General features: G+C 70.2%; 27 protein-coding genes and 2 pseudogenes. 11 read left to right on the top strand and 18 right to left on the bottom strand.

Annotated elements, in window-relative coordinates:
- Positions 1-241: pseudogene (locus ASE44_RS18740) on the top strand (HNH endonuclease); the annotation flags it as partial.
- Between the two features lie 332 nt (positions 242-573).
- Here ASE44_RS18740 and ASE44_RS17965 read toward each other — a convergent pair.
- Entirely contained in the window at positions 574-1632 is a 1059-nt protein-coding gene (locus ASE44_RS17965; protein ID WP_056782338.1) for a LacI family DNA-binding transcriptional regulator, read from the bottom strand.
- Between the two features lie 278 nt (positions 1633-1910).
- On the opposite strand from ASE44_RS17965, the gene ASE44_RS17970 reads away from it, so the two are divergent.
- A complete protein-coding gene (locus tag ASE44_RS17970) occupies positions 1911-2336 on the top strand; it encodes a hypothetical protein (RefSeq protein WP_056782284.1) in 426 nt (141 codons plus the stop codon).
- 12 nt (positions 2337-2348) lie between these two features.
- Here ASE44_RS17970 and ykgO read toward each other — a convergent pair whose 3' ends face one another.
- A complete protein-coding gene (gene ykgO / locus ASE44_RS17975) occupies positions 2349-2471 on the bottom strand; it encodes a type B 50S ribosomal protein L36 (protein ID WP_056010578.1) in 123 nt (40 codons plus the stop codon).
- Positions 2472-2562: 91 nt separating this feature from the next.
- Here ykgO and ASE44_RS17980 point away from each other — a divergent pair, with 91 nt between their 5' ends.
- Positions 2563-3654, top strand: coding sequence for a GTP-binding protein (locus ASE44_RS17980; RefSeq protein WP_056782286.1), 1092 nt, complete (start codon positions 2563-2565; stop codon positions 3652-3654).
- 44 nt (positions 3655-3698) lie between these two features.
- Here the strand turns inward: ASE44_RS17980 and ASE44_RS17985 are convergent, their stop codons facing one another.
- Together ASE44_RS17985 and ASE44_RS17990 are read right to left on the bottom strand one after the other, a co-directional pair.
- On the bottom strand, positions 3699-4586 hold the full coding sequence (locus ASE44_RS17985; protein ID WP_056010573.1) for a LysR family transcriptional regulator: 888 nt from the start codon (positions 4584-4586) through the stop codon (positions 3699-3701).
- 61 nt (positions 4587-4647) lie between these two features.
- Entirely contained in the window at positions 4648-5313 is a 666-nt protein-coding gene (locus ASE44_RS17990) for an SIMPL domain-containing protein (RefSeq protein WP_056010570.1), read from the bottom strand.
- A gap of 72 nt (positions 5314-5385) precedes the next feature.
- Between ASE44_RS17990 and ASE44_RS17995 the strand changes: the two genes are divergently transcribed.
- Positions 5386-5970: a hypothetical protein gene (locus ASE44_RS17995; protein ID WP_056010567.1), complete on the top strand. Its 585-nt coding sequence runs from the start codon at positions 5386-5388 to the stop codon at positions 5968-5970.
- A 75-nt stretch (positions 5971-6045) separates the two neighbouring features.
- On the top strand, positions 6046-7200 hold the full coding sequence (locus ASE44_RS18000; RefSeq protein ID WP_056782288.1) for an NAD(P)-binding domain-containing protein: 1155 nt from the start codon (positions 6046-6048) through the stop codon (positions 7198-7200).
- A gap of 20 nt (positions 7201-7220) precedes the next feature.
- Here the strand turns inward: ASE44_RS18000 and ASE44_RS18005 are convergent, their stop codons facing one another.
- On the bottom strand, positions 7221-8156 hold the full coding sequence (locus ASE44_RS18005; RefSeq protein WP_056782290.1) for a DMT family transporter: 936 nt from the start codon (positions 8154-8156) through the stop codon (positions 7221-7223).
- Positions 8157-8245: 89 nt separating this feature from the next.
- Between ASE44_RS18005 and ASE44_RS18010 the strand changes: the two genes are divergently transcribed.
- A complete protein-coding gene (locus ASE44_RS18010; protein ID WP_082456219.1) occupies positions 8246-8887 on the top strand; it encodes an ABATE domain-containing protein in 642 nt (213 codons plus the stop codon).
- Here ASE44_RS18010 and ASE44_RS18015 read toward each other — a convergent pair.
- Together ASE44_RS18015 and ASE44_RS18020 are read right to left on the bottom strand one after the other, a co-directional pair.
- Positions 8835-9386: a DinB family protein gene (locus ASE44_RS18015; protein ID WP_056782292.1), complete on the bottom strand. Its 552-nt coding sequence runs from the start codon at positions 9384-9386 to the stop codon at positions 8835-8837. The two genes, ASE44_RS18010 and ASE44_RS18015, sit on opposite strands and share 53 nt — an antisense overlap.
- 96 nt (positions 9387-9482) lie before the next feature.
- Positions 9483-10781 (bottom strand): serine hydrolase, encoded by a 1299-nt coding sequence (locus tag ASE44_RS18020; RefSeq protein WP_162235766.1) that lies wholly within the window; start codon positions 10779-10781, stop codon positions 9483-9485.
- A 146-nt stretch (positions 10782-10927) separates the two neighbouring features.
- Between ASE44_RS18020 and ASE44_RS18025 the strand changes: the two genes are divergently transcribed.
- The 4 genes from ASE44_RS18025 (at position 10928) to ASE44_RS18040 (ending at position 13105) form a co-directional block, all read left to right on the top strand.
- The gene (locus tag ASE44_RS18025) at positions 10928-11236 is read left to right on the top strand and encodes a DUF2470 domain-containing protein (protein ID WP_327078822.1); all 309 of its coding nucleotides are present in this window, start codon (positions 10928-10930) and stop codon (positions 11234-11236) included.
- Positions 11237-11330: 94 nt separating this feature from the next.
- A complete protein-coding gene (locus tag ASE44_RS18030; protein WP_056010550.1) occupies positions 11331-11741 on the top strand; it encodes a DUF4383 domain-containing protein in 411 nt (136 codons plus the stop codon).
- A 1-nt stretch (position 11742) separates the two neighbouring features.
- Complete coding sequence (locus tag ASE44_RS18035) at positions 11743-12357, top strand: hypothetical protein (RefSeq protein ID WP_056782295.1); 615 nt, start codon at positions 11743-11745, stop codon at positions 12355-12357.
- A 94-nt stretch (positions 12358-12451) separates the two neighbouring features.
- The gene (locus ASE44_RS18040) at positions 12452-13105 is read left to right on the top strand and encodes a heme oxygenase (biliverdin-producing) (protein WP_056782297.1); all 654 of its coding nucleotides are present in this window, start codon (positions 12452-12454) and stop codon (positions 13103-13105) included.
- A gap of 19 nt (positions 13106-13124) precedes the next feature.
- On the opposite strand, the gene ASE44_RS18045 is transcribed toward ASE44_RS18040, so the two are convergent.
- Positions 13125-13559 carry a hypothetical protein gene (locus tag ASE44_RS18045; protein WP_056782299.1) on the bottom strand — a complete coding sequence of 145 codons (435 nt, stop codon included), beginning with the start codon at positions 13557-13559 and terminating at the stop codon, positions 13125-13127.
- An 89-nt stretch (positions 13560-13648) separates the two neighbouring features.
- On the bottom strand, positions 13649-14908 hold the full coding sequence (locus ASE44_RS18050) for an ATP-dependent RecD-like DNA helicase (protein WP_056010540.1): 1260 nt from the start codon (positions 14906-14908) through the stop codon (positions 13649-13651).
- Positions 14909-14974: 66 nt separating this feature from the next.
- Here ASE44_RS18050 and ASE44_RS18055 point away from each other — a divergent pair, with 66 nt between their 5' ends.
- A complete protein-coding gene (locus ASE44_RS18055; protein ID WP_082456221.1) occupies positions 14975-16042 on the top strand; it encodes a hypothetical protein in 1068 nt (355 codons plus the stop codon).
- Positions 16043-16052: 10 nt separating this feature from the next.
- Here the strand turns inward: ASE44_RS18055 and ASE44_RS18060 are convergent, their stop codons facing one another.
- The 9 genes and pseudogenes from ASE44_RS18060 to rpmB all read right to left on the bottom strand — a co-directional run bounded on the left by ASE44_RS18060 (position 16053) and on the right by rpmB (position 25449).
- Positions 16053-18047 carry a cytochrome c oxidase assembly protein gene (locus tag ASE44_RS18060; protein ID WP_056782301.1) on the bottom strand — a complete coding sequence of 665 codons (1995 nt, stop codon included), beginning with the start codon at positions 18045-18047 and terminating at the stop codon, positions 16053-16055.
- A 52-nt stretch (positions 18048-18099) separates the two neighbouring features.
- On the bottom strand, positions 18100-21354 hold the full coding sequence (locus ASE44_RS18065) for an AAA family ATPase (protein WP_056782303.1): 3255 nt from the start codon (positions 21352-21354) through the stop codon (positions 18100-18102).
- Complete coding sequence (locus ASE44_RS18070; RefSeq protein ID WP_056782305.1) at positions 21354-22523, bottom strand: exonuclease SbcCD subunit D; 1170 nt, start codon at positions 22521-22523, stop codon at positions 21354-21356. Before ASE44_RS18070 ends, ASE44_RS18065 begins: the two co-directional genes overlap by 1 nt.
- 194 nt (positions 22524-22717) lie before the next feature.
- Complete coding sequence (locus ASE44_RS18075) at positions 22718-22999, bottom strand: HU family DNA-binding protein (RefSeq protein ID WP_056010531.1); 282 nt, start codon at positions 22997-22999, stop codon at positions 22718-22720.
- A gap of 205 nt (positions 23000-23204) precedes the next feature.
- The gene (locus ASE44_RS19115) at positions 23205-23915 is read right to left on the bottom strand and encodes an MFS transporter (protein ID WP_327078823.1); all 711 of its coding nucleotides are present in this window, start codon (positions 23913-23915) and stop codon (positions 23205-23207) included.
- Between the two features lie 48 nt (positions 23916-23963).
- Positions 23964-24617 (bottom strand): annotated as a pseudogene (locus tag ASE44_RS19120) (MFS transporter); the annotation flags it as partial.
- A gap of 120 nt (positions 24618-24737) precedes the next feature.
- The gene (rpsN, locus tag ASE44_RS18085) at positions 24738-25043 is read right to left on the bottom strand and encodes a 30S ribosomal protein S14 (protein WP_056010528.1); all 306 of its coding nucleotides are present in this window, start codon (positions 25041-25043) and stop codon (positions 24738-24740) included.
- Between the two features lie 2 nt (positions 25044-25045).
- Positions 25046-25213: a 50S ribosomal protein L33 gene (gene rpmG / locus ASE44_RS18090; RefSeq protein WP_056010525.1), complete on the bottom strand. Its 168-nt coding sequence runs from the start codon at positions 25211-25213 to the stop codon at positions 25046-25048.
- Positions 25213-25449 (bottom strand): 50S ribosomal protein L28, encoded by a 237-nt coding sequence (gene rpmB / locus ASE44_RS18095; RefSeq protein WP_056010522.1) that lies wholly within the window; start codon positions 25447-25449, stop codon positions 25213-25215. Before rpmB ends, rpmG begins: the two co-directional genes overlap by 1 nt.
- Positions 25450-25688: the final 239 nt, after the last annotated feature.

The raw sequence follows: 25688 nt of genomic DNA on the forward strand, positions 1-25688 counted from the left end.
CTGGACCGGCTGCACCCACCCACCATCCTTCACCGAAGCCCACCACCTCGACTGGTGGTCAACCGGCGGCCCCACCAACCTCGACAACGGCATCCTCCTCTGCCCCTTCCACCACCACCGCATCCACGACGACCACTGGAACATCCAGGTGCGCGACGGCATCCCCTGGTTCATCCCACCCGGCACCATCGACCGACACCGCACCCCCATCCGCGGCGGACGCATCCGCCTCGCCGCCTGACGCATGGCACCCGTCTGCCCGCACACCGCCCACGCTGCCCTTCGACAAGCTCAGGGACCAGTCCTGCCAACGGCGAACACAGCCGACAGCAGGAACCGGACCACCCGGGCCCACCCGCTCTGGAACCGACATCGCTCTCGGAGGCCACGTCACCCGGCCCCTGAGCCTGTCGAAGGGCACACGGAGGACATCCCACCCTTCGACAAGCTCAGGGACCAGGTTGCGCTCAAGGACCAGCGTTGCGCTCAAGGACCAGGGTTGCGCTCAAGGACCGGCGCTGCACTCAGGGACCAGGGTTGCGCCCAGGGACCAGTGGTGGTCGCCGTCAGCCCTCAGCGCGCGACGCCCACCTCGGCGGTCGACGCACGCACCACGAGCCGCGGCACCGAACGCACCGTGCCGACGGAGTCGGCCTCGGTCAGCACCTCCAGCAGTGTCGACATGATCGTCCGGCCGAGCTCGGGGAAGTCCTGCCGCATCGTCGTCAACGGTGGCGCGAAATGCTCCGCTTCGGGAATGTCGTCGAACCCTACGACACTCACGTCGTCCGGCACCCGGATCCCGCGCTCGGTCAGCGCGTGGATCACGCCGAGCGCCATCTGGTCGTTCGCCGCGAACACCGCCGTGAACGACGACCCCGCACCGGTCGGACCGTCGCCGGCGCCCCGACTCGCGACGAGCTCCCGCCCCAGCCGGAACCCGCTCGCCGGCGTCCAGTCCCCGACGAGCGGCTCGCGAGCCACGAGGCCGTGCTGCGACAGCGCATCCCGCCACCCGCGCACCCGCTCGAGGGCGTCCACCGAATCCGCCGGTCCGGCGAGATGCGCGATCCGCCGGTGCCCGAGCCCGACGAGATGGTCGACCAGGATCCGTGCCCCCTGGTACTGGTCGATGGAGACACTGTGGAACCCGTCGTGGCGACTCGATTCGACCGCGACGAGTGGCACCCCCAGGTCGATGCCACGCACCGCGTCGAGCGCTTCGCGATGTGCGGCGATGAGCACGATGGCTTCCACGTTCTGCCGCAACAACAACTCGACCGCTTGCCGCAGCGACGCCGGATCCGACTCGAGCATGCTCGCCATGCTCACCGCGTACCGGGCGTCCCGTGCGGCTTCGTTGAAGCCGAGCGCCGTACTCGACGGCCCGTAGTCCGGCCCGCCGGTCGTGATGAGCCCGATCGTCCGCGATCGTCGGGTGACGAGGGAACGCGCCGCCTGTGACGGCGTGTACCGCAGCTGCGAGATCGCCTGCTCGACCCGCAGGCGCGTCGCAGGACGCACGTTCGGGAGGTCGTTGAGCACGCGCGACACCGTCTGATGTGAGACACCGGCGAGCCGCGCGACGTCGAAGATGGTCGCGACCCGTGCCTTCTCGTCGTCGTTACCCACCAGTGCTGCCGGCTCCCACCTGACGACGTCCGTCCGCCGCTCTCTCAGAGCAGCGTATCCGGCGATCGCGGGCGTGATCGCGCGATCAGCGCCGTCCACAGCGGTTCAGCGGCTCCGCGGCCGAGCCGTCCGGCGACGCAGCGTTCCGGCAACAGCGGCCAACGCGCATGGGCAGGGCTCCCCATCGCCCAGGGGCGGAGCCGACGGTAGCGTGAACGACGTCGCGGACGGCCGCCGCGCCATCCGAACCCGGCGTCGCCCCCTCAAGAGGAGCTCACATGATCATCTGGACCCGCTGGGGCATCGTCGTCTTCCTCATCTTCGGCCTCTCCGTCGGCGCCGGATTCCTCATCAAGGCGATCACGGTGCCGAACCTCGACGACAGCGCACCGCAGACGGGCGTCTTCGTCGGCATCGGATTCCTCCTCGGCGCCGTCGCGTGCTGGGCCTTCGGGAAGTACGCGCTGGCCAAGCTGGACGCCCCGCGCCCGGTCGTCGTATGGCAGCAGCTCGCGCAGCCGTACGTCAACGAGCACGGCCTGACGGTGAAGCAGGAGGCCGTCCCGGTGCTCCACCCGCAGACCGGCGAACAGCTCTACAGCCGACCGAGCTCGACCCTGTTCTTCATCCCGGTGCGCTTCTGGGCGTTCATCATCGCGGCGATCGGTGTGGTCGCGATCGTCGTGGGGTTCGTCTCCAGCTGAGCGACCCGTGGATCAGCCCTGGCGGCCCTTCCAGCGCGGGTTCAGCTTGTTGATCACGAAGACCCGCCCGCGGCGTCGGACGATCTGTGAGCCCGGCTTGTCCTTCAGTGACTTGAGCGATGCGCGGACCTTCATGGTGACCTCCTGTGGTGACGATGCGTGCTAACTTGTTGAGAACGATTCTCAACAAAAGCCACCGTAGCACCACTGTTCAGGAGAGCCAGCCGTGACCCGCACCAGCGCCCCGTTGTTGACCGTGACCCTCGTCCTCGGCACCTGTCCACCGGAGCGCCGCACCGTCGCACGCCAGATCGCCGGCTCCTCGTCCGCACTCGTCTCGATCGAACGGTCCGGCCTCGGCGAGAGCGCCCACGCCGAGATCGACGACGCGATCGAGGCGATCGTGCGGCACCCGCTCGCCCCGCGACATCTCGTGCTCGACTGCGGGAGCACGGTCCGTCCCGTCGACGCGGTCTCCGCGGTCCTCGGGCATCGGGACGAGGCGTTCCTCGACGCGGTCGTGACGGTCGTCGACGCCGCACACCTCCTGCGCGACCTGCACGACGACGAGTACGTGACCCACGAAGACGACGACGGCGACACCGTGTACACCGCCCGGTCCATGATCACCGTCGAGCACATCGAGTACGCCGACACCATCGCCGTCGCCGGGCGGCGCGGCGTCACCCACGCGCAGCTCGCCGTCCTGCTCGCCCTGCTCAGCCACCTGAACCCGACGGCACTGACGCGCTTGGTCGAACCGGTCGCGACCCGCCCTCGGGCGACTCCCGGGGTCTCGGCGACGGCAGGGAGCCGCCAGCCGCTCGCGCGCCACCGCGACTCGCCGTTCGACCTCGAGCGCTTCACCACCTCACCCGGATGGATCGCGATGCTGAACGGCGAGCACCGCCCGTGGGTCGACCACGAGCGCGTGACCACCCTCCGCTTCGACAGCCCTCGACCGATGCACCCGGAGCGCCTGCTCGCCTGCTTCGACGGCCCCATCGAGGCCGGCGACCTCGGGCAGGTGATCCGCACCGCGGGCTTCCTCGCCCTCGCGACCCGGGCGTCACGGGTCGGTGTCTTCCAGCACGTCGGTTCGATGATCGACCTGGAGCCGACCTCGTTCGAGACGAGCGATCCGGGGGCCCCGCTCGGGCAGGAGCTCGTCATCACCGGGATCGACCTCGACGAAGCTGCGATCACCGCCGCCCTGCACGGCTGCACGCTCACGGACGAGGAGCTGCTCGCCGGTCCGGCGGCTTGGGCCCGCTACCCCGACGCCTTCACGCCGTGGAGCTCGACGCACGAGCACTGAGCCCCGGAACCCCGGCGCTCACGGGCCGCCGACCACCCCGCCGCTCACGGGCGACCGATCCGCGCGCTCTCCCATTCCTCGCGGACGAACCGCACGAACTGTTCGACGGCCGGCGACACGGCTCGGACGCGGCTGGTCGCGACGCCGATCACCCTGACCGCCTCGTCGTCGAGCGGGACGAGCACGACACCCTCGATGCTCGTCGAATCCGGAAGCACGGCGATGCCGACCCCGGACCGCACGAGCCCGCGGAGCGTCGACAGTTCCGACACCTCCATCGACACCCGCGGCACGATCCCGTGGCGGGCGAAGTACGCGTCCGCGATCTGCCGCAGACCGGAGTCGGTGGTCATCGCGAGGAACTCCGTCTGCTCGAGATCGCCGGCGGCGAGCGACGTCCGTTCGGCGAGCGCATGCCCCGCCGGCACCCCGAGCGCGAGCCGCTCGGAGGTGAGCGGACGCCATTCGATCTCCGGATCACGCGGCTCCGGGCTGAGGAAGGCGACGTCGGCCGAGCCGGAGCGGAGCGCGTCGAGCACGCTGTCGGCTTTGCCGCCGTCGAGGACGAACCGGATCTCCGGCAGCAGCGTGCGGTACTCGCTCACGATCCTCGGGATGAGCCAGCCGCCCAGCGAGGACACGTAGGCGATCGAGACGAGACCGGCGGAGGGGTCGCGGAGTTCGTCGATGCGGGACTGCGCGTTGTCGAGTTCCGTCTGCGCCCGCAGCGCGTGCACGAGGAGGATCTCGCCGTAGCGGTTGAGCTCCAGGCGGTTCTTGTGGCGGTCGAACAACTCGACCCCGGCGTCCGCTTCGAGCCGGCCGATCGCCCTCGTGAGGGTCGACTGGGAGATGCCCAGCGCCTCGGCCGCGTACGGGACGTGCCCGTCCTCGGCGAGCGCACGGAGGTACGCGAGTTCGTCGATCCTCATGCCCTCATGATGCCGCACTCCCGGGTCGGCCGTGCGACGCCTTCGGCGGTGGAGTGGCTCGTCAGGAGGCGGCGAAGCGGGCGTGCACGCGGGCGGCCACCGTGATGTCCTCGGGCTTCAGATCGAGACCACCGTCACCCGCCGGTGCCGCCGCCCCGCGCATCATGGGGGCCGCGTTCTGGGTGCTCGTCGAGCGCGTCTCGTCGCCGAGCATCCCGGGCTCCGCGAGCGCGATGGGTCGCACGTTACCGAGCCCGAGGCTCCTGGCGTAGCTCGTCGCGCGGTCGACGGCGTCACGCACCGCGTTGTGCTGCGCCTCGGCCGTGATGCGGTGCTTGGTCGCCTCGGTGAGGGCCCAGGTCACGCCTCCCACCGTCACGCCGTCCTGGCTCGCGATCTCCTCGACCCAGCGCGCCAACGTCTGCAGCTCGGCGAACTTCACCTCGAGCACGACGGAGGCATGGTGCACGAGCGGCAACTGTTTCCCGTCCTTGTTCCAGGGTCGCTCGCTCCAGACGCGCAGACGGTCGGCGGACCACCAGGTGACCGCCGACTGCGCGCGGAGACCCTGCGCGGCCTGGGTGAGCGCGTTGTGGACGGCGGTGGTCCGGGCGACGACGGACTCCCGGGCCGGCCCCTCGAACCCTGCGGAGAGACGGACGGTCCCACGCTCGGCCGGGTGGTGGTAGTCGAAGCGGCCCTCGACGGTGATGATCGTTTCGGTCATACCGGGCACTCTATCCCCGCGCCCCGTGGGACCGCCCGGCCGCCACCCGGCCCGTCGGCTAGCATCTCGACCATGACGGACGGCGGAACCTGGGCGGATCGACGGCGCGCGCGCCACGACGATGCACGACGGGGGTTCGACCGCGCCCAGCGTCGTGGCCTGGAACCGGGCGACGTCGAGACCGTCGCGAAGTACCTCAAGGAACGGGTCTACGCGACGTTTACCGGCCTCGCGATCGTGCTCGTGCTCGCGGCCAACGTCGAGCATCACGACGCGGCGGACGCCCTCTTCTCCCTCGTGATCGGCGTCGTCGGGATCACGCTCGCGGGGCTCGTCGCCGAGATGATCGCGCATCTCACCGCGCACGGTGCCTTCCCCGATCAGGGCGGATGGCGCACGATGCTCCGGATCGCGTGGGGTTCGCTGCTCACGGTGGCGACGCCGACCATCCTCCTCGTGCTCGCCGTCGTCGGGGTCATGGAGGTGGCGACCTCGCTGCGCGTCTCGGCGATCGTGTACCTGATCACGCTCGGGCTGAGCGGATGGTTCGCGGTCCGTCGGGCACGGCTGACGATCTGGCAGCAGCTCATCGCCCTGGCGGCCCTCGTCCTCCTCGGTGTGCTCGTGATCGGCGTGCAGGTCCTGGCCCACGGCTGAGGCTCGTGGATCGGTTCCGCGGCGACCGGGACGGGCTCCGGAAATGCGGGGGCGGTCGGCGACGTTGAGTCCCGTGTGAGCACTCCGGAGACCGTCGACGTCGTGGTCGTCGGTGCGGGTCAGGCCGGCCTCTCCGCCGCGTACCACCTCCACCGTCGCGGGTTCGTGCCGCTCGACGCCGTGCCGCTCGACGCGGCCGGGGGCCGGGCGACCGACGACGACACCCGCACCTTCGTCGTGCTCGACGCCGACGACGCCCCGGGTGGCGCCTGGCAGCATCGCTGGCGCTCGCTCACGATGTCGACGGTCAACGGCATCTACGACCTCCCCGGGATGCCGAAGCCCGAGCTCGACCCCGCGTCCCCGAGCGTCGACGTCATCCCGCCGTACTTCGCGGCGTTCGAGGAACGCTTCGCGCTGGCCGTGCGTCGCCCGGTCCACGTGCGCGCCGTCCGACGGGAGGACGACGACCCGCACGGTCACCTCCTCGTCGAGACCGCGGCGAGCGCCGGTCAGCCGCCGACGGTGTTCCGCGCTCGTGCAGTCGTGAACGCCACGGGCACCTGGACGAAGCCGTTCTGGCCCGCCTACCCGGGCCGCGAGCGCTTCGCCGGACGCCAGCTGCACGTGGCCGACTACGTCTCGGCCGAAGAGTTCCGCGGCCAGTGCGTGATCGTGGTGGGAGCCGGCGTGTCCGCCATCCAGCTCCTCGACGAGATCTCCCGCGTCGCCGAGACGGTGTGGATGACGCGTCGCGAGCCGGAGTGGGTGGACGACGAATTCGACACCGCGGCACGGGTCGCGGCGATCGCAGGTGTCGAGGAGCGTGTCCGTCAGGGCCTCCCGCCGGGCAGCGTGATCTCGGTGACGGGCATGCACTGGACGCCGTGGGCGCGGTCGGCCGAGGCGCGAGGGGTGCTCGTGCGGCATCCGATGTTCCGGCGCATCGAGGAGGAAGGCGTGATCCTCGACGACGGTTCCTTCCTGCCCGTCGACGCGATCCTCTGGGCCACCGGGTTCCGCGCGGCGCTCGACCACCTCGCACCGCTCGGGATCCGCCTCCCCGGCGGCGGGATCCGGATCGACGGCACCCGGGCCGCCGACGAACCACGGCTGCACCTCATCGGCTACGGCCCGTCCGCGTCGACGGTGGGCGCCAACCGGGCTGGTCGGGCAGCGGTCGCGGCGATCCTCGCCGATCTCGACGCGGTACCGGCCTCAGTCGGCTGAGCCCGGTACTGCGCCGCCGGTCACTGCACGGGGACGGGGATCGGCACGGCCGGAGCGCGCTCGGAGCGCACGAAACCGATGCCGAGCAGGATGCACACCCCGCCGAGGAGCTGCGCGAGCGACAACTGCTCCCCGAGGAGGACCCAGGCGAAGCCGGTCGCCGCGACCACCTCGAGGAGTCCGGCGAAGGACGCGAGCCGGGACCCGAGCATCTGACTCGCCGTGATGCTCGACGCGTACGCCACGGCCGTCGACACCACGCCGACGAACAGGAGGGGCACCCACCAGGCCACCGCGGTCCCGAGGACGGTGACGTCGCCGTCCGACGTCGTGAACGGCACCCCGACGAGCCCGGCGAGCCACAGGCTGAGCGCACCGATGAGCAGGCCGATGGACGCGAAGGCGACGGGCGGGAGCCCCTTGGCCGGACGAGCCGAGATGACGTAGTACGCCGCGCACCCGACCATCGCGAGGATCGCGAAGACGAGCCCAGCAGGGTCGAGGGTCGCGCCGCCACTCGGAGCGACGACGAGCACGAGCCCCACGAGCGACACGACGGAACCGACGAGCACGACGGTCGCCGGGCGATGCCTGGTCAGCACCCAGGCGACCGCGACGAGCAGGAGCGGCGCCATGTACTCGACGAGGATCGCCGTGCCGACGGCGATGGTCTGCAGTGCGGCGAAGTAGACGAGCTGCGTCGCCGCCACACCGATGAGGCCCATGCCGAGGAGCCGCCAGCGACCTCGCCACACCGCATCCCAGCGTCCACGGAGCGCGATGAGGGCGAACGGCGCGAGCACCAGACCGCCGATCAGCGCCCGGACGGTGACCGCCGCGGCCGGACTCCACCCGGAGGCGAGCACCGGTTTGATGAAGGCACCCGAGGTGCCGAACGCGACCGCGGCGAGCACGGCGACGAGCAGACCGACCGTGGTCGAGGATGTGGACTTCATGCGAGCCTCCGACTGCCGCGAGTGGGGCCGGCGGAAGGGTGGACGCCCGGCTGAGATGAAGCTATCGTCGGAGTGAGTAAGGAGTCAACTTGCATTTTGCCCCTGACACTGAGGACGCGTTGCTGTTCGCCGCGCTGCTCGTGAACACCCGCGCCGGAGCGTCGAGGAGCGGCGAGGACGAGCTCGCGACACCGGCCCGACTCGTCGAGCTCCTCCGCGTCAGCCGCTACTCCGGGAGGGTCGACGGCGACGAGGCCGAGCGCGCCGCGGTGGCAGCGCTCCGGGAACGGGTCCATGCCCTGTGGCGGACCGACGCCGACGGCCCCGACACCCGCGACCAGGCCGTCACGGAGATCAACGCGATGCTCCGCGAGTCGGCTGCACTCCCCCAGTTGCGCCGCCACGACGGCTTCGACTGGCACCTCCACGCCACCGAGTTCGACGCCCCGCTCGTCGATCGGATCCAGACCGAGATCGCCATGGCTCTCGTCGACGTCGTGCGGTCCGACGCCTGGGACCGCCTCCGACTGTGCGCCGCCGACGACTGCGACGGCCTCCTCGTCGACCTGTCGCGCAACGGTTCCAAACGGTACTGCTCCGTGCGCTGCAGCAATCGCGTCAACACGATCGCGTTCCGCGCGAGGGCGCAGGAACCGCTCGACGACGGCTCAGATGCGGCTACGCCTCCGCCCGCGTCACGTCCCACAGGTGGTGGATCGGATCGTGGATGAAGTAGCGGCCGAGGGTCTCCGTCGTGAAGCGCGCTCCGTCGCTCCGGCGGGCGGTCCGGCCCAGCGCATCGTCGGGGACCCCTTCGAATGCAGCCGCCAGCGTCGCCGCCGCCTCGGTCAACTCCGCTGAGACGACCCGCGGGTCCTGCTCGCCGTAGCGCTCTTCGACAGCCGTCGCGTCCTGGTCCCAGTTCGCGAACGTCGGGTCGTCCTCGTCCAGGACGAGCCGCAGTCGGACGTCGAAGATGCGGAAGACGTCGCGCACGTGGGCCGCGTACTCGAGCGGCGACCAGGTCCGCGGGTCGGGCCGCGTCCGGACGTCGGCACGCTCCAGGACCGCCGGCCACGCGGCGGCGACCTCCCGGATCGCGTCGGGCAGCGCGCGGAACGCGACCTGGGCCGTGTCGAGCCCGCAGTCCGGGCAGGGGCGTTCGAGGACCCAGGTCCAGCTCTTCGTCTCCGGGACGATCCCGGTCTCGTCGGGGGTGTGTGTCGTCATGGCTTCACCCTAGGAAGCGGAGTCGCTCAGCGGCCCCCGGAAACCGTCATCGTGCCACGATCCAGCGCCACGCTGCGGCCTCGGAGACCGCGCGCACTACCCGGCAGGGGCGACGGGCGGCGCGCAGACCATCGCCGAGGCGGCGAGCTGTTCGGCCATCTGCTGCTCCGACCACGGGAGCGCGATCTCCGGAGCCTTCTGCCCGCTCGCCGGCGCCGCCTTGGCGCCGATGGACGCAAGTTCCATCGCCAGCGCCTGCACGAAGCCGGCACCGAGCGTCGAGTTGTTGAGCATGACGACGACCGTGAGGCCGGAGGTCGGGTCGGCGAAGGCCGCGGAGAGCGACCCGGGCATCGATCCGGCCTGGCCGCGGAGCGGCCCGAGCTGCACGCCACCGACACCGAACGTCTTCCACGTCGGCTGGTCGTCGCCGAGGGCGACCGGGTCCTTCCACTGCTTCTTGTAGGTGCTGTCGTTCAACAGCGAACCCGAGGCGAAGGACTGGGTGAACTTGCGCAGGTCGTCGACCGAGGAGACGACGCCGCCCGCGGTCCACACCATCGACGGGGAGAGTTCGGTCTCGTCCGTCGGGGTGTCGCACTGGAAGGTGCCGTCGGCGATGCGCGGCGTCAGGTACCCCTTCGGGTGCGAACCGGGAAGGGTGACCGTGGCGGCGTCGGGGAAGCTGGACTTCGACATGCCGAGCGGCGAGAAGACGTAGTGGTCGTAGAGGGACTGCCACGACTGCCCGGTGAGTTCTTCGAGCGCCATCCCGAGCAGGATGTAGCCGGTGTCGCTCGAGCCGAAGAGCGCGCCGGGGGCCGTGCGCGAACCGCTCGCCAGACCGTTGGCGAGGATCTCGGCCATCGACCAGTTGCGGGTCGGGTTCGTGACGAACTGGGCGTTGAGGGCGGGCGTGTACGTGCCGAGCCCCGAGGTCCCCTGGCAGAGCTGCTGGAAGGTGATGCCGTCGATGCCCTGGATCTGCGGAAGGGTCTTGTTCACCTCGTCGGTGAGCTTGATCTTGCCCTCGTCGACGAGCTCGAGGAGCACCGTGCAGGTCATGGGACGCGTCGTGTCGGCGATGCGGTAGACCATGGACGGGTCCATCTTGGTCTTGCCGCCCGGCTCCGTCGTGCCGACACCCGCCGTGTAACTGCCGGCCCAGGGAGCCCAGACGCCGACGATGGCTCCGGAGGAACCGGACTGGGCGACGGCGGATTCGACCGCGGCCGTGATGGCGTCGGTCGTGTCGCCGGCCAGGGCACCGCTCACCTGATCGGGGAAGTCGGTGTCGGACACCGAGGGTCCCGAGCAGCCGACGAGCACCGTCGCGAGCGTCGCCGCCGTGAAGAAGGCGGCGAGGCGTCTGCGCCTCGAAGCTGTTGCAGTCAAGTCATCCCCCTGATGAGCGGTCTGCCGGACTGCAGACTGCTCCCGATTGTAACCGGGGTCGGCTGGGAGCAGCGGTCGCGCGCCGCGCGCCGGGCACCTCGCCCACGGCCCTGGTGCGCCGACCGATGATGGTGTTCCCTGGAGAGGTGACCTCGAACCCGTTCCCGCAGTCCACCGTCGACGCCGTCCTGGCGCACATGAACGGCGACCACCCCGACGACAACCTGCTCATCGTGCGCGCGTTCCTCGAACCCGCCGCCGAGGCCGCCACGATGATCTCGCTCGACGAGACGGGCGGCGAGTGGACGTGGACGGTCGACGGCACCGCTGCCGGTGGACGGGTGCCCTGGCCGGCGGGCACGATCTCCGGGCGCGGTGAGATCCGCCGCGAGGTCGTGGCCCTCTACGACACCGCCTGCGAGCGCCTCCGTGTGGAGCCCCGCCCGCACGACTGAGCGGCGGCGGCGACCAAACCGTCGGGCGCCCGACCTCCGAACTCCTCCATGCCCCGGGAAGCACCCGCGGCCCGACGGACCCCAGGAGGCTCCCATGCGTCACTCACCCAACCGGCTCCTCGCCACCGTCTTCGGCGCGGTCTACGTGGTGGTCGGACTCCTCGGCGGCATCGTCGCCGGTGGCCTCCCGTTCCTCACCACCGAGGGTGGACTCCTCCTCGGGATCTTCGAGGTCAACCCGCTGCACAACATCGCACACGTGCTCATCGGTGCCGCCCTGCTCATCGCGGGCCTGTCCAGCGCGGTCGCAGCCAAGACCGTCAACACGGTCATCGGAGCGTTCTACCTGCTGCTCGGCGTCGTCGGGTTCTTCATCGTCGGATCGGCGCTGAACATCCTCGCGCTGAACACCGCCGACCACTTCCTCCACCTCGCGAGCGCGGTGGTCCTGCTCGGCGCCGGACTCGCCGCCGACAAGCGCGTGTCGCGGGTGGCGACGGCCTGACATGTCCACGTCGACCGCACGCGTGACCGCCCGGGCGGACGACGACGTCATGACCCGCTCCGGGACGACCTCGATCGCGAACAGCCTGTTGGCGATGGCGGCCCTCGGTGCCGGTCTCGTGTTGGTCGCGACCGGCGCCGGGTCCTCGCCCGTCGGCGCGGTCCCGCTCGTGGCACTCGGCCTCGGCGCGCTGCTGTGGGCTGCCGTGGTCCTCGTCCGGGACCGTGTCCCCGGGCTCCGAGCGTCGTTCGTCGGCGCCGTGGGTGCAGTCGTGGTGTGGGTGGTCTTGTACGGGCTGGCGTCCGTGGGCGTCACGACCGTTCCTCCGTTCCTGCCGACGCTGTCGTCGACGGTCCTCCTGTTGACGGTGGCCGGCGTGCTCGCCAGGCGGATCCGGAGGCTCACGCTCGCCGCGACGGCACCGGAGGAACTCGAGCTGGACGAGCTGGTGACCCGACGGAGCCGTCGCCCGCGTCCGGCACCGAGCACCGGGCGCTACGTGCTCACCCTGCTCGCAGGAGCCGCGGTGGTGGCGGCACTCACGACGCCGGCGCTCGCGCAGACCCGAGCCGGCGCGTTCGCGGTTCCGCACGGTTCCCTGCACAGCAGCCACTGATCAGCTCCACCCCCGCCGAATCACCCTCCCCTCCGAGAGCGCGGACGGCTACACTTAGGCAACCCTTACCGACAACGCCGACGTGGAGTCCGACATGAGCACTGTGATCCCCTTCTCCCAGGCACTGCGCGAGCGCACCTCCGCCGGACACGCCTCCAGCGAGGGCGCGGACTTCATGGGCGACCTCATGACCGGGAAGGGGTCGAAGGCGGACTACGTCGCCCTGGTGGCCCAGCACTTCTTCATCTACGAGGCCCTGGAGGCCGCGGCGGACCGCATGCGCGCCGACGCCGTCGCCGCACCGTTCATCAGCGACAAGCTCACGCGACTCCCCGCGATCGTGCAGGACCTCGAGTTCCTCATCGGGCCGGACTGGCGCGAGCAGATCACCCCGCTCCCGACCACCGCCCGCTACGTGGCTCGCATCAACGAGGTCGGCGCGATCTGGCCGGGCGGCTTCGTCGCCCACCACTACACCCGCTACCTCGGCGACCTCTCCGGCGGGCAGATCATCCGCACCCTCATGCAGCGTCAGTTCGGCTTCGACACCAACGGCGTCGGCTTCTACCTCTTCGGCGACATCGCGAAGCCGCGCGAGTTCAAGGACACCTACCGCGAGCAACTCGACGCCGTGCCGTGGGACGACGACGAGCAGGCCCGCGTGATCGAGGAGGTCATGGTGGCCTACCGCTTCAACACCGACCTCTTCCGCGACCTGGCGACCGCGAAGGCGACCGCCGTCGCCTGAGCCGCGAGCTCCCGTCCGACTACATCGTCAGCGAGAGCGCCAGGACGCCGAACATGGCGACGAACACGAGGGCGAGCACCGCGTACACGGCGATCTGGGCGCCGCGTCCCTTGATGACCGCTTGGCCGCGCGGCGCGAGTGACCCCGAGACCCACTGCTGCGCCGGTGCGATGTAGTCGAGCGTCGGCGCCTCGCCGGGGTGCAGCAGGTAGTCGGCCTGGCCGAACTCCCACAGCCAGGCCATCGAGCACGCCACGTGCACGGGCCGATCGGCGGGCACCGTGAACTGCGACGGACCCCAGTTCGGACGGTGCTCGAAGCCGTCGATGCGGACGACGAGCGGGATGAACCCCCAGTACCCGGCGAACGGCGGCTTGCTGGTGTGCAGCTCGAGCGTGCGCCAGGCGGTGATCGGACCGGGCTGCGGCTGGCCCTGTGGCATCGGATGCGTCATAACCGATAATCGTAGGGTTACCGGCCCCGTTCGTTCGCCCCTGCTTGGGCGAACGAACGCCGATTCGCCCGGAAACGGGCGAACGAACGCTACTGCCCCGACATGAACCGCTTCACGTCGGTGTCGACGATGATGTCGCTCGGACGCAGCGGACGCGAGAGGTAGAGGCCGTCCAGCGTGGAGATCCGGCTGAGCGCGACGTAGCTCTGCCCGGGGCTGAACGCACGGCTCCCGAGGTCGACGATGGCTCGGTCGTAGGTCTTGCCCTGGGACTTGTGGATCGTGACCGCCCACGCGAGCCGCAGCGGGAACTGCGTGAACTCCGCCACGATGTCGCGTTTCAGCTGCTTCGTCACCGCGGAGTAGGAGTACTTGTACTTCTCCCACGTCGCCGGCTCGACCTCGAACTGCTCGCCGTCGACCTCGACCCACACGGTGGAGTCGATCTTCACGACGGTCCCGAGCGTGCCGTTCACCCAGCGACGTTCGCTGTCGTTGCGGAGGAACATGACCTGCGCACCGACCTTGAGGTCGAGGGCCTCGTCGGCCGGGAACGCGCGGCCCCCGAAGTCACCCGAGACCTCGGCGTTGGCGGTGAGCGGCTTCCCGTCGAGCTTCGCGAGCGCCGCCTTGTTGATGCGGTCGACGGTGTCGTTGCGGCTCGCGAGCGTGATGACGCCGTCCTCCGGTGGGGTGCGCGCCCCCATACCGTTCAGGCGTCCGGCCATCTCAGCGGTGACCTGCCCGTGACGGACCCCGTTCAGCAGGTACTTGAACTCGGCCTCGTGCTGGCGGTGGATCTCCGTCAACTCGACGAGCTGCAGCGGGGTCTCGGACCACACCTTCGCATCGAAGAACCAGAACGAGCGGTACGTGTCGGCGATGTAGGCCCGCTCCTCGAGGCTGCCCGGCACCGGCGCGAGCTGGTACGGGTCGCCGAAGAGGACGATCTGCACCCCGCCGAAGGGCTCGCGCGGGCGCTGCCGGGCCTGGCGGAGGCTCCGGTCCATGGCATCCATGAGGTCGGCGCTCACCATGGAGACCTCGTCGACGACGAGCGTGTCGATCGCGTTGAGGAGCTTCCGCGTCTGGTCGTTCTGATCGATCGTGTGATCGGCGATGAGCCCGATCGGCAAGCGGAACAGCGAGTGGATGGTCTGGCCGCCGACGTTCAGGGCGGCGACACCCGTCGGTGCGCAGATAGCCAACTGCTTCGAGGTGTTCCACGCGAGGTGGTTGAGCAACGTCGACTTGCCGGTGCCCGCTCGGCCCGTGACGAACAGGTGCTCGCGGGTGCTCTCGATGCGGTCGAAGACGGCTTGCTGCTCGGCGGAGAGGGCTACGCTCATGGTGCTTCGGTTCCCTCCCGTTTTCGCCCTCCAATCCTACGCGAGGCGCCCGCCTAGGATGTGGGGATGAGCCATGTCGCGACGCGTGGGGAGCTGCGACGCCCGGGGGCGGTGCGCGGTGCACTCGTGCGCGCCGTCGTGCTGTGGCTCTGCATCGCCGCGCTGCTCGTCGCCGCCATCCTCTCCGCCTGGTCGGCCGTCGCCCGTGACGTCTACGGCGCGGGGTCGTTCGCGAGAAGCTACCTCCAAGCACTCGCCGCCGACGACGCTGCCGCGGCACTCGCGCTCCCCGGGGTCGCGCTGAGCTCCGCCGAACTCGAGGAGGCCGGGCTCCCCGCCGACAGCTCGGACGCCCTCCTCCGCAGCGAAGCGCTCGGCACGATCGAGAACGTCCGGCTCGTGTCCGACGTCACGACCGCCGCCGGAACCCACGAGGTGACCTTCTCCTACCGGCTCGCCGGCCAGCCGCACCGCACCGCCTTCTCGATCATGAGCGGCGAACGCACCTTCGGCCTCTTCCCGTCCTGGCGGTTCGAGACGAGCCCCCTGAGTGTCGTCCGGCTGACCGTCGCGCACACCACCGGATTCCTGGCCAACGGCTTCGAGCTCGACAGCCGCCGCGTGGCTGCAGGTTCCGAGGGCGCCTTCACCTCCACCGTCCCGCTCCTCACCTTCACCCCGGGCAGTGTGGACTTCTCCGTCGACACCCCGTACCTGACGGCGTCCGTGGACACGGCCACGACCACCGAGGTCGCGAGTGTCGTCGACGCCGAGGTGACGGCGAACGCCACCCCCGGGTTCGTCTCCGAGGTGCAGACGCAGGTCAACGAGTACCTCGACGGCTGCGCCGCCCAACAGGTGCTCCAACCCACGGGGTGCCCGTTCGGCATGCTGATCCGCGACCGCGTCGACGACCTCCCCGTCTGGTCCATCGCGAGCTACCCCGTCGTCGACGTCCAGCCGGGCGACATCGGCTGGCAGATGCCCGCGACGGGCGGCGCCGCCCACATCGTCGTCGCGGTGAAGTCACTCTTCGACGGGACCGTCTCGACCCTGGACGAGGACGTGCCGTTCACGCTGTCGGCGTTCGTCACCATCCGGAACGACGGCTCCCTCTACATCGACCTCCGCTGAGGCCCGCCCGCTAGGAGCGGGTGTCGTTCGCGGCCATCCGGGCGAGACGCTCGTTGTACTCGTTGAGTTCGGCGTCGTTCGTCCGGTCGGCGTTGCGGTCGAGGCGTTTCTGGTCCTTCGCGTCGCTCTTGCTCCACGAGATCGCGACGGCCACGGCGAGCGCGAGCGTCGGGATCTCGCCCACACTCCAGGCGATGCCGCCGCCCGTCTGCTGGTCGAGCAACGGGACCTGCCCCCAGGTCCGACCCATCGCCCCGAACCAGTCGGCGAGGAAGAGTCCGGTGGAGGAGATGATGGCGAGACCGAAGAATGCGTGGAACGCCATCGTCGCGAAGAGCAGGAGCAGCCGCATCGGGTACGGCAGTCGGTACGGGACCGGGTCGATGCCGATGAGCGACTGGACGAAGAGGTACCCGGTGATGAGGAAGTGCACCACCATCCACTCGTGACCGATGTGGTCCTCCATGGACCAGCGGAACAACGGCGTGTAGTAGAACACCCACAGCGACCCGGCGAACAGCACCGCGGTGACGATGGGGTTCGAGATCACGCCCGCGAACTTCGAGTGCACGGCGAGCAGCACCCATTCGCGACCGCCCCGGGAATCGTCCTGGCGTTTGCGGACGGCCCGCGCGAGCAGGGTCACGGGGGCGCCCGGGACGAGCAGGACAGGTACGAGCATGGTCAGGCCCATGTGGCCGAGCATGTGCACACTGAAGAGGTAGGGCTGGTAGACGTTGATGCCGCCGCAGGTCAGGTAGAAGAGCACGAGCAGCCCGAGCACCCAGCTCACGGTCCGCAGGACCGGCCAGGAATCGCCGCGGCGATGGAGGCGGACGACACCGGCGAGGTAGAAGAAGATGCCGAACGTGCAGGCCAGCAGCCAGAGGAGGTCGATGTTCCACTCGGTGAAGTAGCGGGCGAAGGTCAGCTCGGGTGGCAGCTCCTCACCTGTGAGCAGGACGGCCGGGGTGGGCGTGCTCGGGATCGCCTGGTCGACGGGCGGAGCGGTCTTGGCCAGGGCCGCTGCGGCACCGGACGCGATGCCCATGAAGCCGAGTTCGAGGGCGACGAGCCACCAGAACGTGCCGGTACGGGTGGTGGCGGTGGTCGCTCGCTCGGCTGCGGACCGCTCGATACGCCCGATGAGCACCCGACGCTGCAGCGCACCGAAGAGGCCGAGCGCCAGGAGCGCGAACACCTTGACCAGGACGAGGATGCCGTAGGGCGTGCCCAGGCGGTCGAGCGAGCCGATGCGCAACTCGGCACTCACGTACCCGGACACCGCGACGACGACGAACGACACCAGGGCGACCGTCGAGTACCGCAGGAGCACGGGCGCGAGTCGGCCGTCTTCGAGGGTCTTGCGGATGAACACGAGCGTGAGCAGCCCGCCGAGCCAGATGGCGGCGAACACGAGGTGCAGACCGAGCGCGGTGACGGCCGCGTTGTGCCCGCTGGCCTCGGCCGAGTGCCCCTGCTGGGCCATGGGCAGGAGCGAGACGAGCGACAGCCCGAACACGAACACGAGCACCGTGTGGTTGCGGACGGCGAAGCAGAGCACCGTGACGGCCGCGGCGATGAGCGTGGTCTGGAGCCAGGCCTGACCGGACTCGATGCTCGTGAAGAACAGGCTGAGTTTGGCGCCGAACGCGTCGTCGAAGGTGAGCGGCACCTGCGTGACGTTGAGGAAGGTGAAGAACCCGGTCACGCCGGCGGCGACGGTGAAGACCGCTGCGCCCGCTGCCGCGACGTCGAGCGCCGCACCGTATTCGCGTCGATCCGGGCTGAGCGCCCAGCAGGACATGAGCAGCGCGCCGATGGTCACGGCCGCGCTGAGGTTCACGAGCAACTGTGCGACGGGCAGGCCCCAGCGGACCACTGCACCGGGATCGCCCAGCAGCTGGGCGTCGGCACCGCCACCGAAGGCGAGACCCGCGAGGAGGGTCGCCACCGCCACGAGGAGCAGCAGGGCGGGACCTGCGAGGCGGACGGCACGATTCACGGTGCAAGCCTACGCGGCGCTGCTGGGAACCCGGACCGCAGTGGGACGCCGTTCACGCCCGGACGAGGAGGGTGGACGAGCCGTCCTCCAGCCGACGGACCTCGATCCGCTCGCCGATGCGCTGCTTCATCTCCTCGACGTGACTGACGACACCGACGACCCGGCCACCCGCCGAGAGACGGCCGAGTTCGGCCATCACCGTGTCGAGGGTCTCGGGGTCGAGACTGCCGAAGCCCTCGTCGACGAAGAGCGTGCCGAGTTCGACGCCACCGGCCTCACCGGTGACGACGTCGGCGAGCCCGAGTGCGAGGCAGAGCGAGGCGTAGAAGGTCTCGCCGCCGGAGAGCGACTTCGGGTCGCGTCGGCGATCGGTCCGGTGATCGTGGACGGTGAGCGACAGGCCGACCTTCTGGCTGCGGGAGGGCCCCTCCTTGAGGTCGCTTCTGACGAGCTCGTAACGGCCACCCGACATCGATTCGAGGCGGGCGTTCGCCGCCGCGACGACATCCTCGAAGCGGCGCAGCAGGACGTAGGTGCCGAGTGTCACCCGGGTGGCGTTCTCGCCGCCGGAGGCGGACACCACGTCGGCGAGGCGCACCACGGCCGCGGCCTCTCGGATCGCCTCGGCGTTCTCCTCCGCCGCCGCTTCGAGCGCGGCACCGGCCGTCGCCGCATTGCTGGCGCGTCGTGCCGACACCGCGGCCGCGGCCGTCGCCGTCCCAGCCGCCGCCTCGGCCTCCGCCAGGCGTTGGGCCGTCGCGACGACGTCCGGAGCCTCGGCGTCCGCCGCCTCGACGATGCTCGGGCTCGCGAGGGCCTGGGCGTTCGCCGTCGTGTGGCGCAGATGGTCGGCGACCCGCGCCTCGGCGTTCGCGCGCTCCACGCCGCCCATCGCCGCCGCCTCCGCTGCCGCCCGGTCCGGGAAGCCGGCGCGCTCGAGCGCCGCCTCCAGCTCGACGGTCCGTTCCGCGTCGCGCTGACGCCGCTCGGCGAGGGACGTGCGCGCACCGGCGAGCTCGGCGAGCTCGGCGAGTTCGGAGGCGAGCAGGGCATCCAGCTCGGCCAGCGACGGAGCCCGGTTGTCCAGGACCCTGAGCACCTCGACACGTGCCTGCTCGTGCGCGCGTTCAGCCGACGCGGACCGCTCGATCAGGGTCGCGCGCTCGGCCACGAGCTGCGCCTCCGCGACCACACCGGCGAGGTGTTCCTCGGCGAGCCGACCGGCCTCCGCGAGCTCGGCCTGGGCGTGTTCCGCAGCGGAGGCCGCCTCCGTGCGCTGCCGCTCGGCAGCGTCGACCGCGGCGTCGACCTCGCTCCTGGCCGCCGCGGGGTCGAAGCCGGCCGGCCCGGCCACCGGCTCGGTGTCGCGGTCGTGCTCGGATCCCAAGTCCGCAGCCTCGGCCTCGGTTCCGGCGAGGTCCTCACCGCTGTCGACGGCGAGCGTCAGGACCGTCTCCACGAGGCGTCGGCGCTCGGCGAGCGCGAGGTCACGGGCCTGCTGTGCCGCGTGCAGGGCGGTCTCGGCCTCGTCGCGCGCGGCGGCGGCCGCCTCGACCGCGTCAGCGTCGGGGTGATCGCCCGCGAGCGCGGCGGGAGCCGGGTGGCTGAGCGAACCGCAGACACTGCACGGCTCACCGTCGACCAAGCCTGCCGCGAGCTCGCCCGCCATCCCGTCGATCCGGCGGAGCCGCAGCGTGGTCTCGGCTTCGACCGCGGCCTTCGCCCCTGCCGCCGCACTGGTGAACCGTGCGGTGAGTCCGGAGAGGCGCGCATCCGCGGCGTCCACCTGGTCGAGCGCCGTCCGGCGTTCGGCGGCTCGCGCCACCGAAGCCCTCGCGCGCTCCAAGGTGGCGGCGGCGTCCGCAGCGCGCTGCGGTGCTTCCTCGAGGGCAGCTCGACGGGCGTCTCGTCGGGTCTGTTCCTCGGCCAGTTCCGCGAGCCGGTCGTCGAGCTGGGCGAGTTCGGCGCGGAGGCCGTCGAGCACGAGCTGGCGTGCCGCGGTGCCGGCCTCGAGCGCGAGCACGGCGGTGAGGCCTGCGCGCTCGACGGTGATCGCCTCGCGACGCGACGCGAGGCCCGTGTCGTCCAGGGCGACGATCCGTTCGTCCGTCTGCCGCTCCACCTCGGCGAGGGCCTCGCTCGCGGCGTCGAGCGCGGTGGCAGCCGCCGTGGCTCCGGCCATCGCGGATGCGACCGTCTCGGCGCGCGCGGCCGCCGCGACCCGTTCGGTGAGGGCGGCGACGGGCTCGTCGTCGATCGCGAGCAACTCGCGCTCCCGCAGCAGCTCGGCGCGTCGGTCGAGCGCGGCGAGCAGCGTCGTCGCGGCCACGTGTTCGGACCGAGCCTGATCGAGCGCCTGCCGCGCCTCGGTGGCGGCGGCGGCATCTGTCACGGCGAGCCGTTCGAGGACGGCGACCACGCGCTCGGCGTTCGCGAGGAGGTCCGGCGAATCGGCTTCGAGCGGAACAGCGAGGGCGGCCAGCTCGGCGTCGGGTCCTGGCTCGGGGTCTGCATCGGGACCGGCCTCGGTGCTCGTACCGGGATCAGGCACCGCGAGCTCGAGCGCAGTGGGGTCCACTCCACCTGAGCGGTCCGACCCCGCAGCATCCACGAGGGCTCGGGCGTCGTCGAGTTCCGCGGCCCCGGCGAACCGGGCGATCGCTCGTCCGAGCGCCTCCTTCGCCCCTTCGATGTCGCGCTGCGCCTGCCGGCGTTGCTCCACGAGGTGCTTCGCGAGCCGCTCGTAGTGCTCCGTCCCGAAGAGCGAGCGCAACAGCTCGCTGCGTTCCTCACCACCCGCGGCGAGGAACTTCGCGAACTCCCCCTGCGGCAGGACGATGGTCTGCACGAACTGCTCGCGGGTGAGTCCGACGATGCGGCTGATCTCGGGACCGATCTCCTGGGCGCGCGTCGACAGGGTCTCCCCGGTGGCGGCGTCCGGATCCGTCAGGCGGACGAGGGTGGCACTCGCCTGCTGCGGCGTGAACCCGGTGCCGCGCTGCTTGGGCCGCTGATACGCCGGCGTCCGGCGCACGCGGTACACGCCCGAACCGGTCTCGAACACGAGCTCCACGAACGGTTCCGTGCCGGGGAGCGCGTGATGCGAGTGCAGTCGATCCTTGCTGGCCCCGGTGCCCGCGAGCTCGCCGTACAGGCCGAAGACGACGGCGTCGATGATCGTGGACTTCCCGGCCCCGGTCGGCCCCTCGAGCAGGAACAGTCCTGCTCGGCCGAGCTCGACGAAGTCGATGGTGTGTTCACCGGCGTACGGGCCGATGGCTTGGAGGGTGAGTCGGTGCAGTCGCATCAGGCGCTGCCCTCCATGGCGAGGGCGGCTTCGTTGGCCGCCGCGATGAGCTCGCGCTCCCGCAGTGTCGCCGACGCGCCCGTCGCGTATTCGATGAACTCCGCGGTGACCTCCACCGGGTCGGAGACCGCCGTGACCGCTGCGGCCCGTGCGTCCTCCGATCGGTTCGCCGGCGCGTGCGACCAGACGAGCAGGTGGGGGAACCGTCGACTCAACGCGGCGTAGAGCTCCGGCGGACGGACGTCGTCGGTGACCGTGGCACGCACCCATGCGTCGACCGCCGCATCGCCGAGCGGGCCCTCCAGCTCGGCGAGGGTGCCGGTCACGTCGACGAGGCGGCGCGGGACGGGCGCCGGCAGCAGCTGCAGCTCGACGGAACCGTCGGCTCCGAGGTCGACCAGCACACTGGACTTCACCTGATTCCGCTCCGAGAAGGAGTAGGCGAGCGGCGACCCCGAGTAGCGCATGCGCTCGACTCCCGATGCAGCGCCCACACGCTGGGCGCCGTGCAGGTGGCCGAGGGCGACGTAGTCGAAGCCGTCGAAGAGCTGAGCCGGGACCGCGTCGACCCCGCCGATCCGGATGTCGCGTTCACTGTCGCTTGCGAGCCCACCGATGACGAAGGCGTGCGCGGCGACGACCGATCGCACCGGCTGCTGCTCCCGGCGTGCGGCGAGGTCGGCTCGCACGCGCTCGAGGGCGGCGCCCATCACGGCGGCATGCGAACGGGCGAGCGGGGCGTCGGTCGATCCGAGGACGCCCCTCGCGGTGTCGGGGTCGAGGTAGGGCAGGGGGTAGAAGGCGACGGGGCCGTGCTCGTCGTCGACGACGACCGGTTCGCCGACGCGCGTGAGGTCGGCTCGGATGTCGATGCCCTCCCGCAGCATGGCCGCTCCGAAGCCCAGACGGATGGCGGAGTCATGGTTGCCCGGGGCGAGGATGACGCGAGTGCGGGCCGCCAGGCGCCCGAGCGACTCCGACAGGAGCGTCACGGCCTCGACGGGCGGGATCGCGCGATCGTAGATGTCGCCGGCCACGAGGAGGACGTCGACCGAGTGTTCCTCGACGAGCTGCTCGAGGTGCTCCAGGACGGTGCGCTGGTACGGGAGCAGATCCACGCCGTGCAGTGACCGCCCGAGGTGCCAGTCCGAGGTGTGGAGGATCCGCATGGAAGCAATGCTAGGCGGATGCGCCGACACCGCAGTGTCCGCGGATGGCCGGATGCCCGACCCGTCGCTGCCCGCGAGACGTCCTCCTCCACGAACGACAGCAGGGCGTCGCTCACGCGACGCCCTGCTGTCGTGGTCTGGTCCGGAACCGTGTGGTCCGGGCCGAGCCGTCGCGGACCGTGGTCCGCGAGGAGTTACTTGACGGAAGCCTTGAGCTTCGAGCCGGCGGTCACCTTGACGCGCTTGCCGGCCGGGATCTGGATCTCGGCGCCGGTCTGCGGGTTGCGGCCCGTGCGAGCGGCGGTGTCGGTCTGCTCGAAGGCGATCCAACCCGGGATCGAAACCTTGCCGCCCTTGGCGACGGTCTCAGCGACGGTGGTGAACAGCGCGTCGACAACGCTGCCGACGGTCGCCTGGCTCTGGCCGGTCGATGCGGCGATGGCGGCGACGAGTTCGGTCTTGTTCAAATTTGCCATTGTGAGGGTCCTCCTCGGACGTTGCTGCAACGTACAGCTGACTGGTTGGTAGCGAAGGTGTCGCTGATACGGCACCAACTGGTCGGTGTGACCGCCTCGAATGTAGCAGCAATCCGCGAGAAATCAGGGATGTATCCGCTGTTCGCGGACAAACGGACCTGCGTGTCGGTTGTTTCCCAGCTGGGAGCGGCCCGGACGTCGACCCTCATCGCACGCCGATCACGCTGTGCCCGGCAGCGCGCGAGAGCAGCCATGCCTCGATGGTCGGGAACAGCGTGAGCACGGCGATCCCGATGAAGGCGAACTGGTAGGGCAGGAGGAGACCCCCGCCGGAACCGGCCTCGAGCGAGAACCCTGTGGACAGAAGGATCGCTCCCACCGCGACGCCGAACCCGCTCGCCGCCTGTTGCAGGGTCGAGTTCAGGGTGTTCGCCCGCGACATGTCCGCTGGTTCGACGTCGGCGAAGGTGATCGTGTTGTACGCCGTGAAGCCGACCGAGCGCGCGACACCGCTCAGGAACAGCAAGAGCGCCATGACGACGATGGAGGTGTCGGCCGTCAGGAACGCCATGGCGACCATGCACAGCACCCCGATGACGTTCGACGAGACGAGGACGAGTCGGAACCCGAACCGTCGGAGCATCCACGTGGTCGCCGGCTTGATGGCCAGGTTCCCGGCGAACAGGAACAGCACCATCGATCCGGCTTCCACCGGCGTCCATCCGAACGCGTCCTGAAACAGCAGTGGGAGGAGGAACGGAACGGCGCTGATCGTCAGACGGTAGACGCTGCCCCCGGCGTTCGCCAGCCGGAACGTCTCCACGCGCAGGGAGCGGAGGTCGACGAAGGGATGCGAGGAGCGCAGGAGATGTCGGACGGCGAGCCCGAGCAGCGTCACCCCGACGGCGAGGGACACGGCGAACCAGAGCGGTTCGAAGCCGATGCCGGTGACGAGCGAGGCGGCGACGAGCAGCGAGGCCAGACCGACACAGCTGAGCGACAGGCCCAACCAGTCGAGTGGCGGCACCTCGTCGGCAGCGAAGTCGGGGACGATGCGGAGGGCGACGACGAATGCGGCGATGCCGAGCGGCACGTTGATGAGGAAGATCCAGTGCCACGAGGCGAACTGGGTGATGACGCCACCGAGGAACGGCGCGATGATCGGCGCGGCCAGCGCCGGCCAGGTGAGGAGGGCGATGGCCTGGATGAGCCGATCCTTGGGCGTCACGCGGAGGACGGCCAGCCGGCCGACGGGAACCATGAGGGCGCCTCCCACGCCCTGGAGGACCCGGAACCCGACGAGCATCGGCAGCGTCGAGCTCAGGGCGCAGAGGATGGACGCGATCGTGAACAGCGCGATGGCGGTGGCGAAGACGCGCTTCGCGCCGAAGCGGTCCGTCAACCAGCCACTGACGGGGATGAGGACGGCGACGGTGAGGAGGAACGCGGTGACGGCGAGGCCGACGGCGGTCGACGAAGTGCCGAGGTCGCGCGCGATGCTCGGGGCGGCGGTCGTGAGGATGGTGCCGTCGAGGTTCTCCATGAAGAAGCAGCCGGCGACGAGGAGTGCGATCGCTCGTTGCGTCCGGACGTCCAAGAGCGCCTCCTCGTCAGTGTGGGATCGCCTCCGATCCTTGCAGCTCTGGCCGGAGACGCGAACAGGCCGCCCGCGATGCGGACGGCCTGTTCGGTGTTGCGATGCTGCGTCAGCGGAACAACTGTTCCGGCGGCGTGGCTGTTACCAGCTCGACTTGCGGACGCCGGGCAGTTCGCCCTTGTGCGCCATGTCGCGGAAGCGCACGCGGCTGATGCCGAACTTCGAGAGGTTGCCTCGGGGGCGACCGTCGATGGCGTCGCGGTTGCGGAGGCGAACCGGCGAAGCGTTGCGAGGAAGCTTCTGCAGGCCCACGCGAGCTGCTTCACGCGACTCGTCGGTGCCGGCGGGGTCGACCAGGGCCTTCTTCAGTTCGGCGCGCTTCGTGGCGTAGCGGTCGACGATAACCTTGCGCTGCTCGTTACGGGCGATCTTGCTCTTCTTAGCCATCGTTAGCGCTCCTCTCGGAATTCAACGTGCTTGCGCACTACGGGGTCGTACTTCTTGAGCACGAGACGGTCGGGGTTGTTGCGACGGTTCTTCTTGGTCACGTAGGTGTAACCGGTACCAGCCGTCGAACGGAGCTTGATGATCGGACGGACGTCCTGCTGCTTAGCCATTAGATCTTCACCCCACGAGCGAGAATGTCCTTGACGACGGATTCGATGCCACGAGCGTCGATCACCTTGATGCCCTTGGCGGACACCTTGAGGGTGACGTTACGACGCAGCGAGGGCACGTAGTAGGTCTTCTTCTGCACGTTCGGGTCGAAGCGGCGCTTCGTGCGACGGTGCGAGTGCGAGATGTTGTGACCGAAGCCTGGAACGGCTCCTGTCACCTGGCACACTGCTGCCATAGTAGTTTCTCCTTCATTACCGCAGGACGAGTGTCCTGCCCAAGATCTCTTGTCGGCGTCGCGGTCCTCGAGCCGGAGCTCTGGGACCGTGATCACGATGGGGACATGGAGCGTCCACACCAAAGATCGAGCCTACGCCATGTAGACCCGACAAGCAACTGCATTCTGTTGTGCTTCGTTAACGCAAAATGGCCACCCAAGAACCTTGGGTGGCCATTTCAACGAAGAAGTCCGGCGGT

The organism is Plantibacter sp. Leaf1 (assembly GCF_001421315.1).
Classification (GTDB): Bacteria; Actinomycetota; Actinomycetes; order Actinomycetales; family Microbacteriaceae; genus Plantibacter.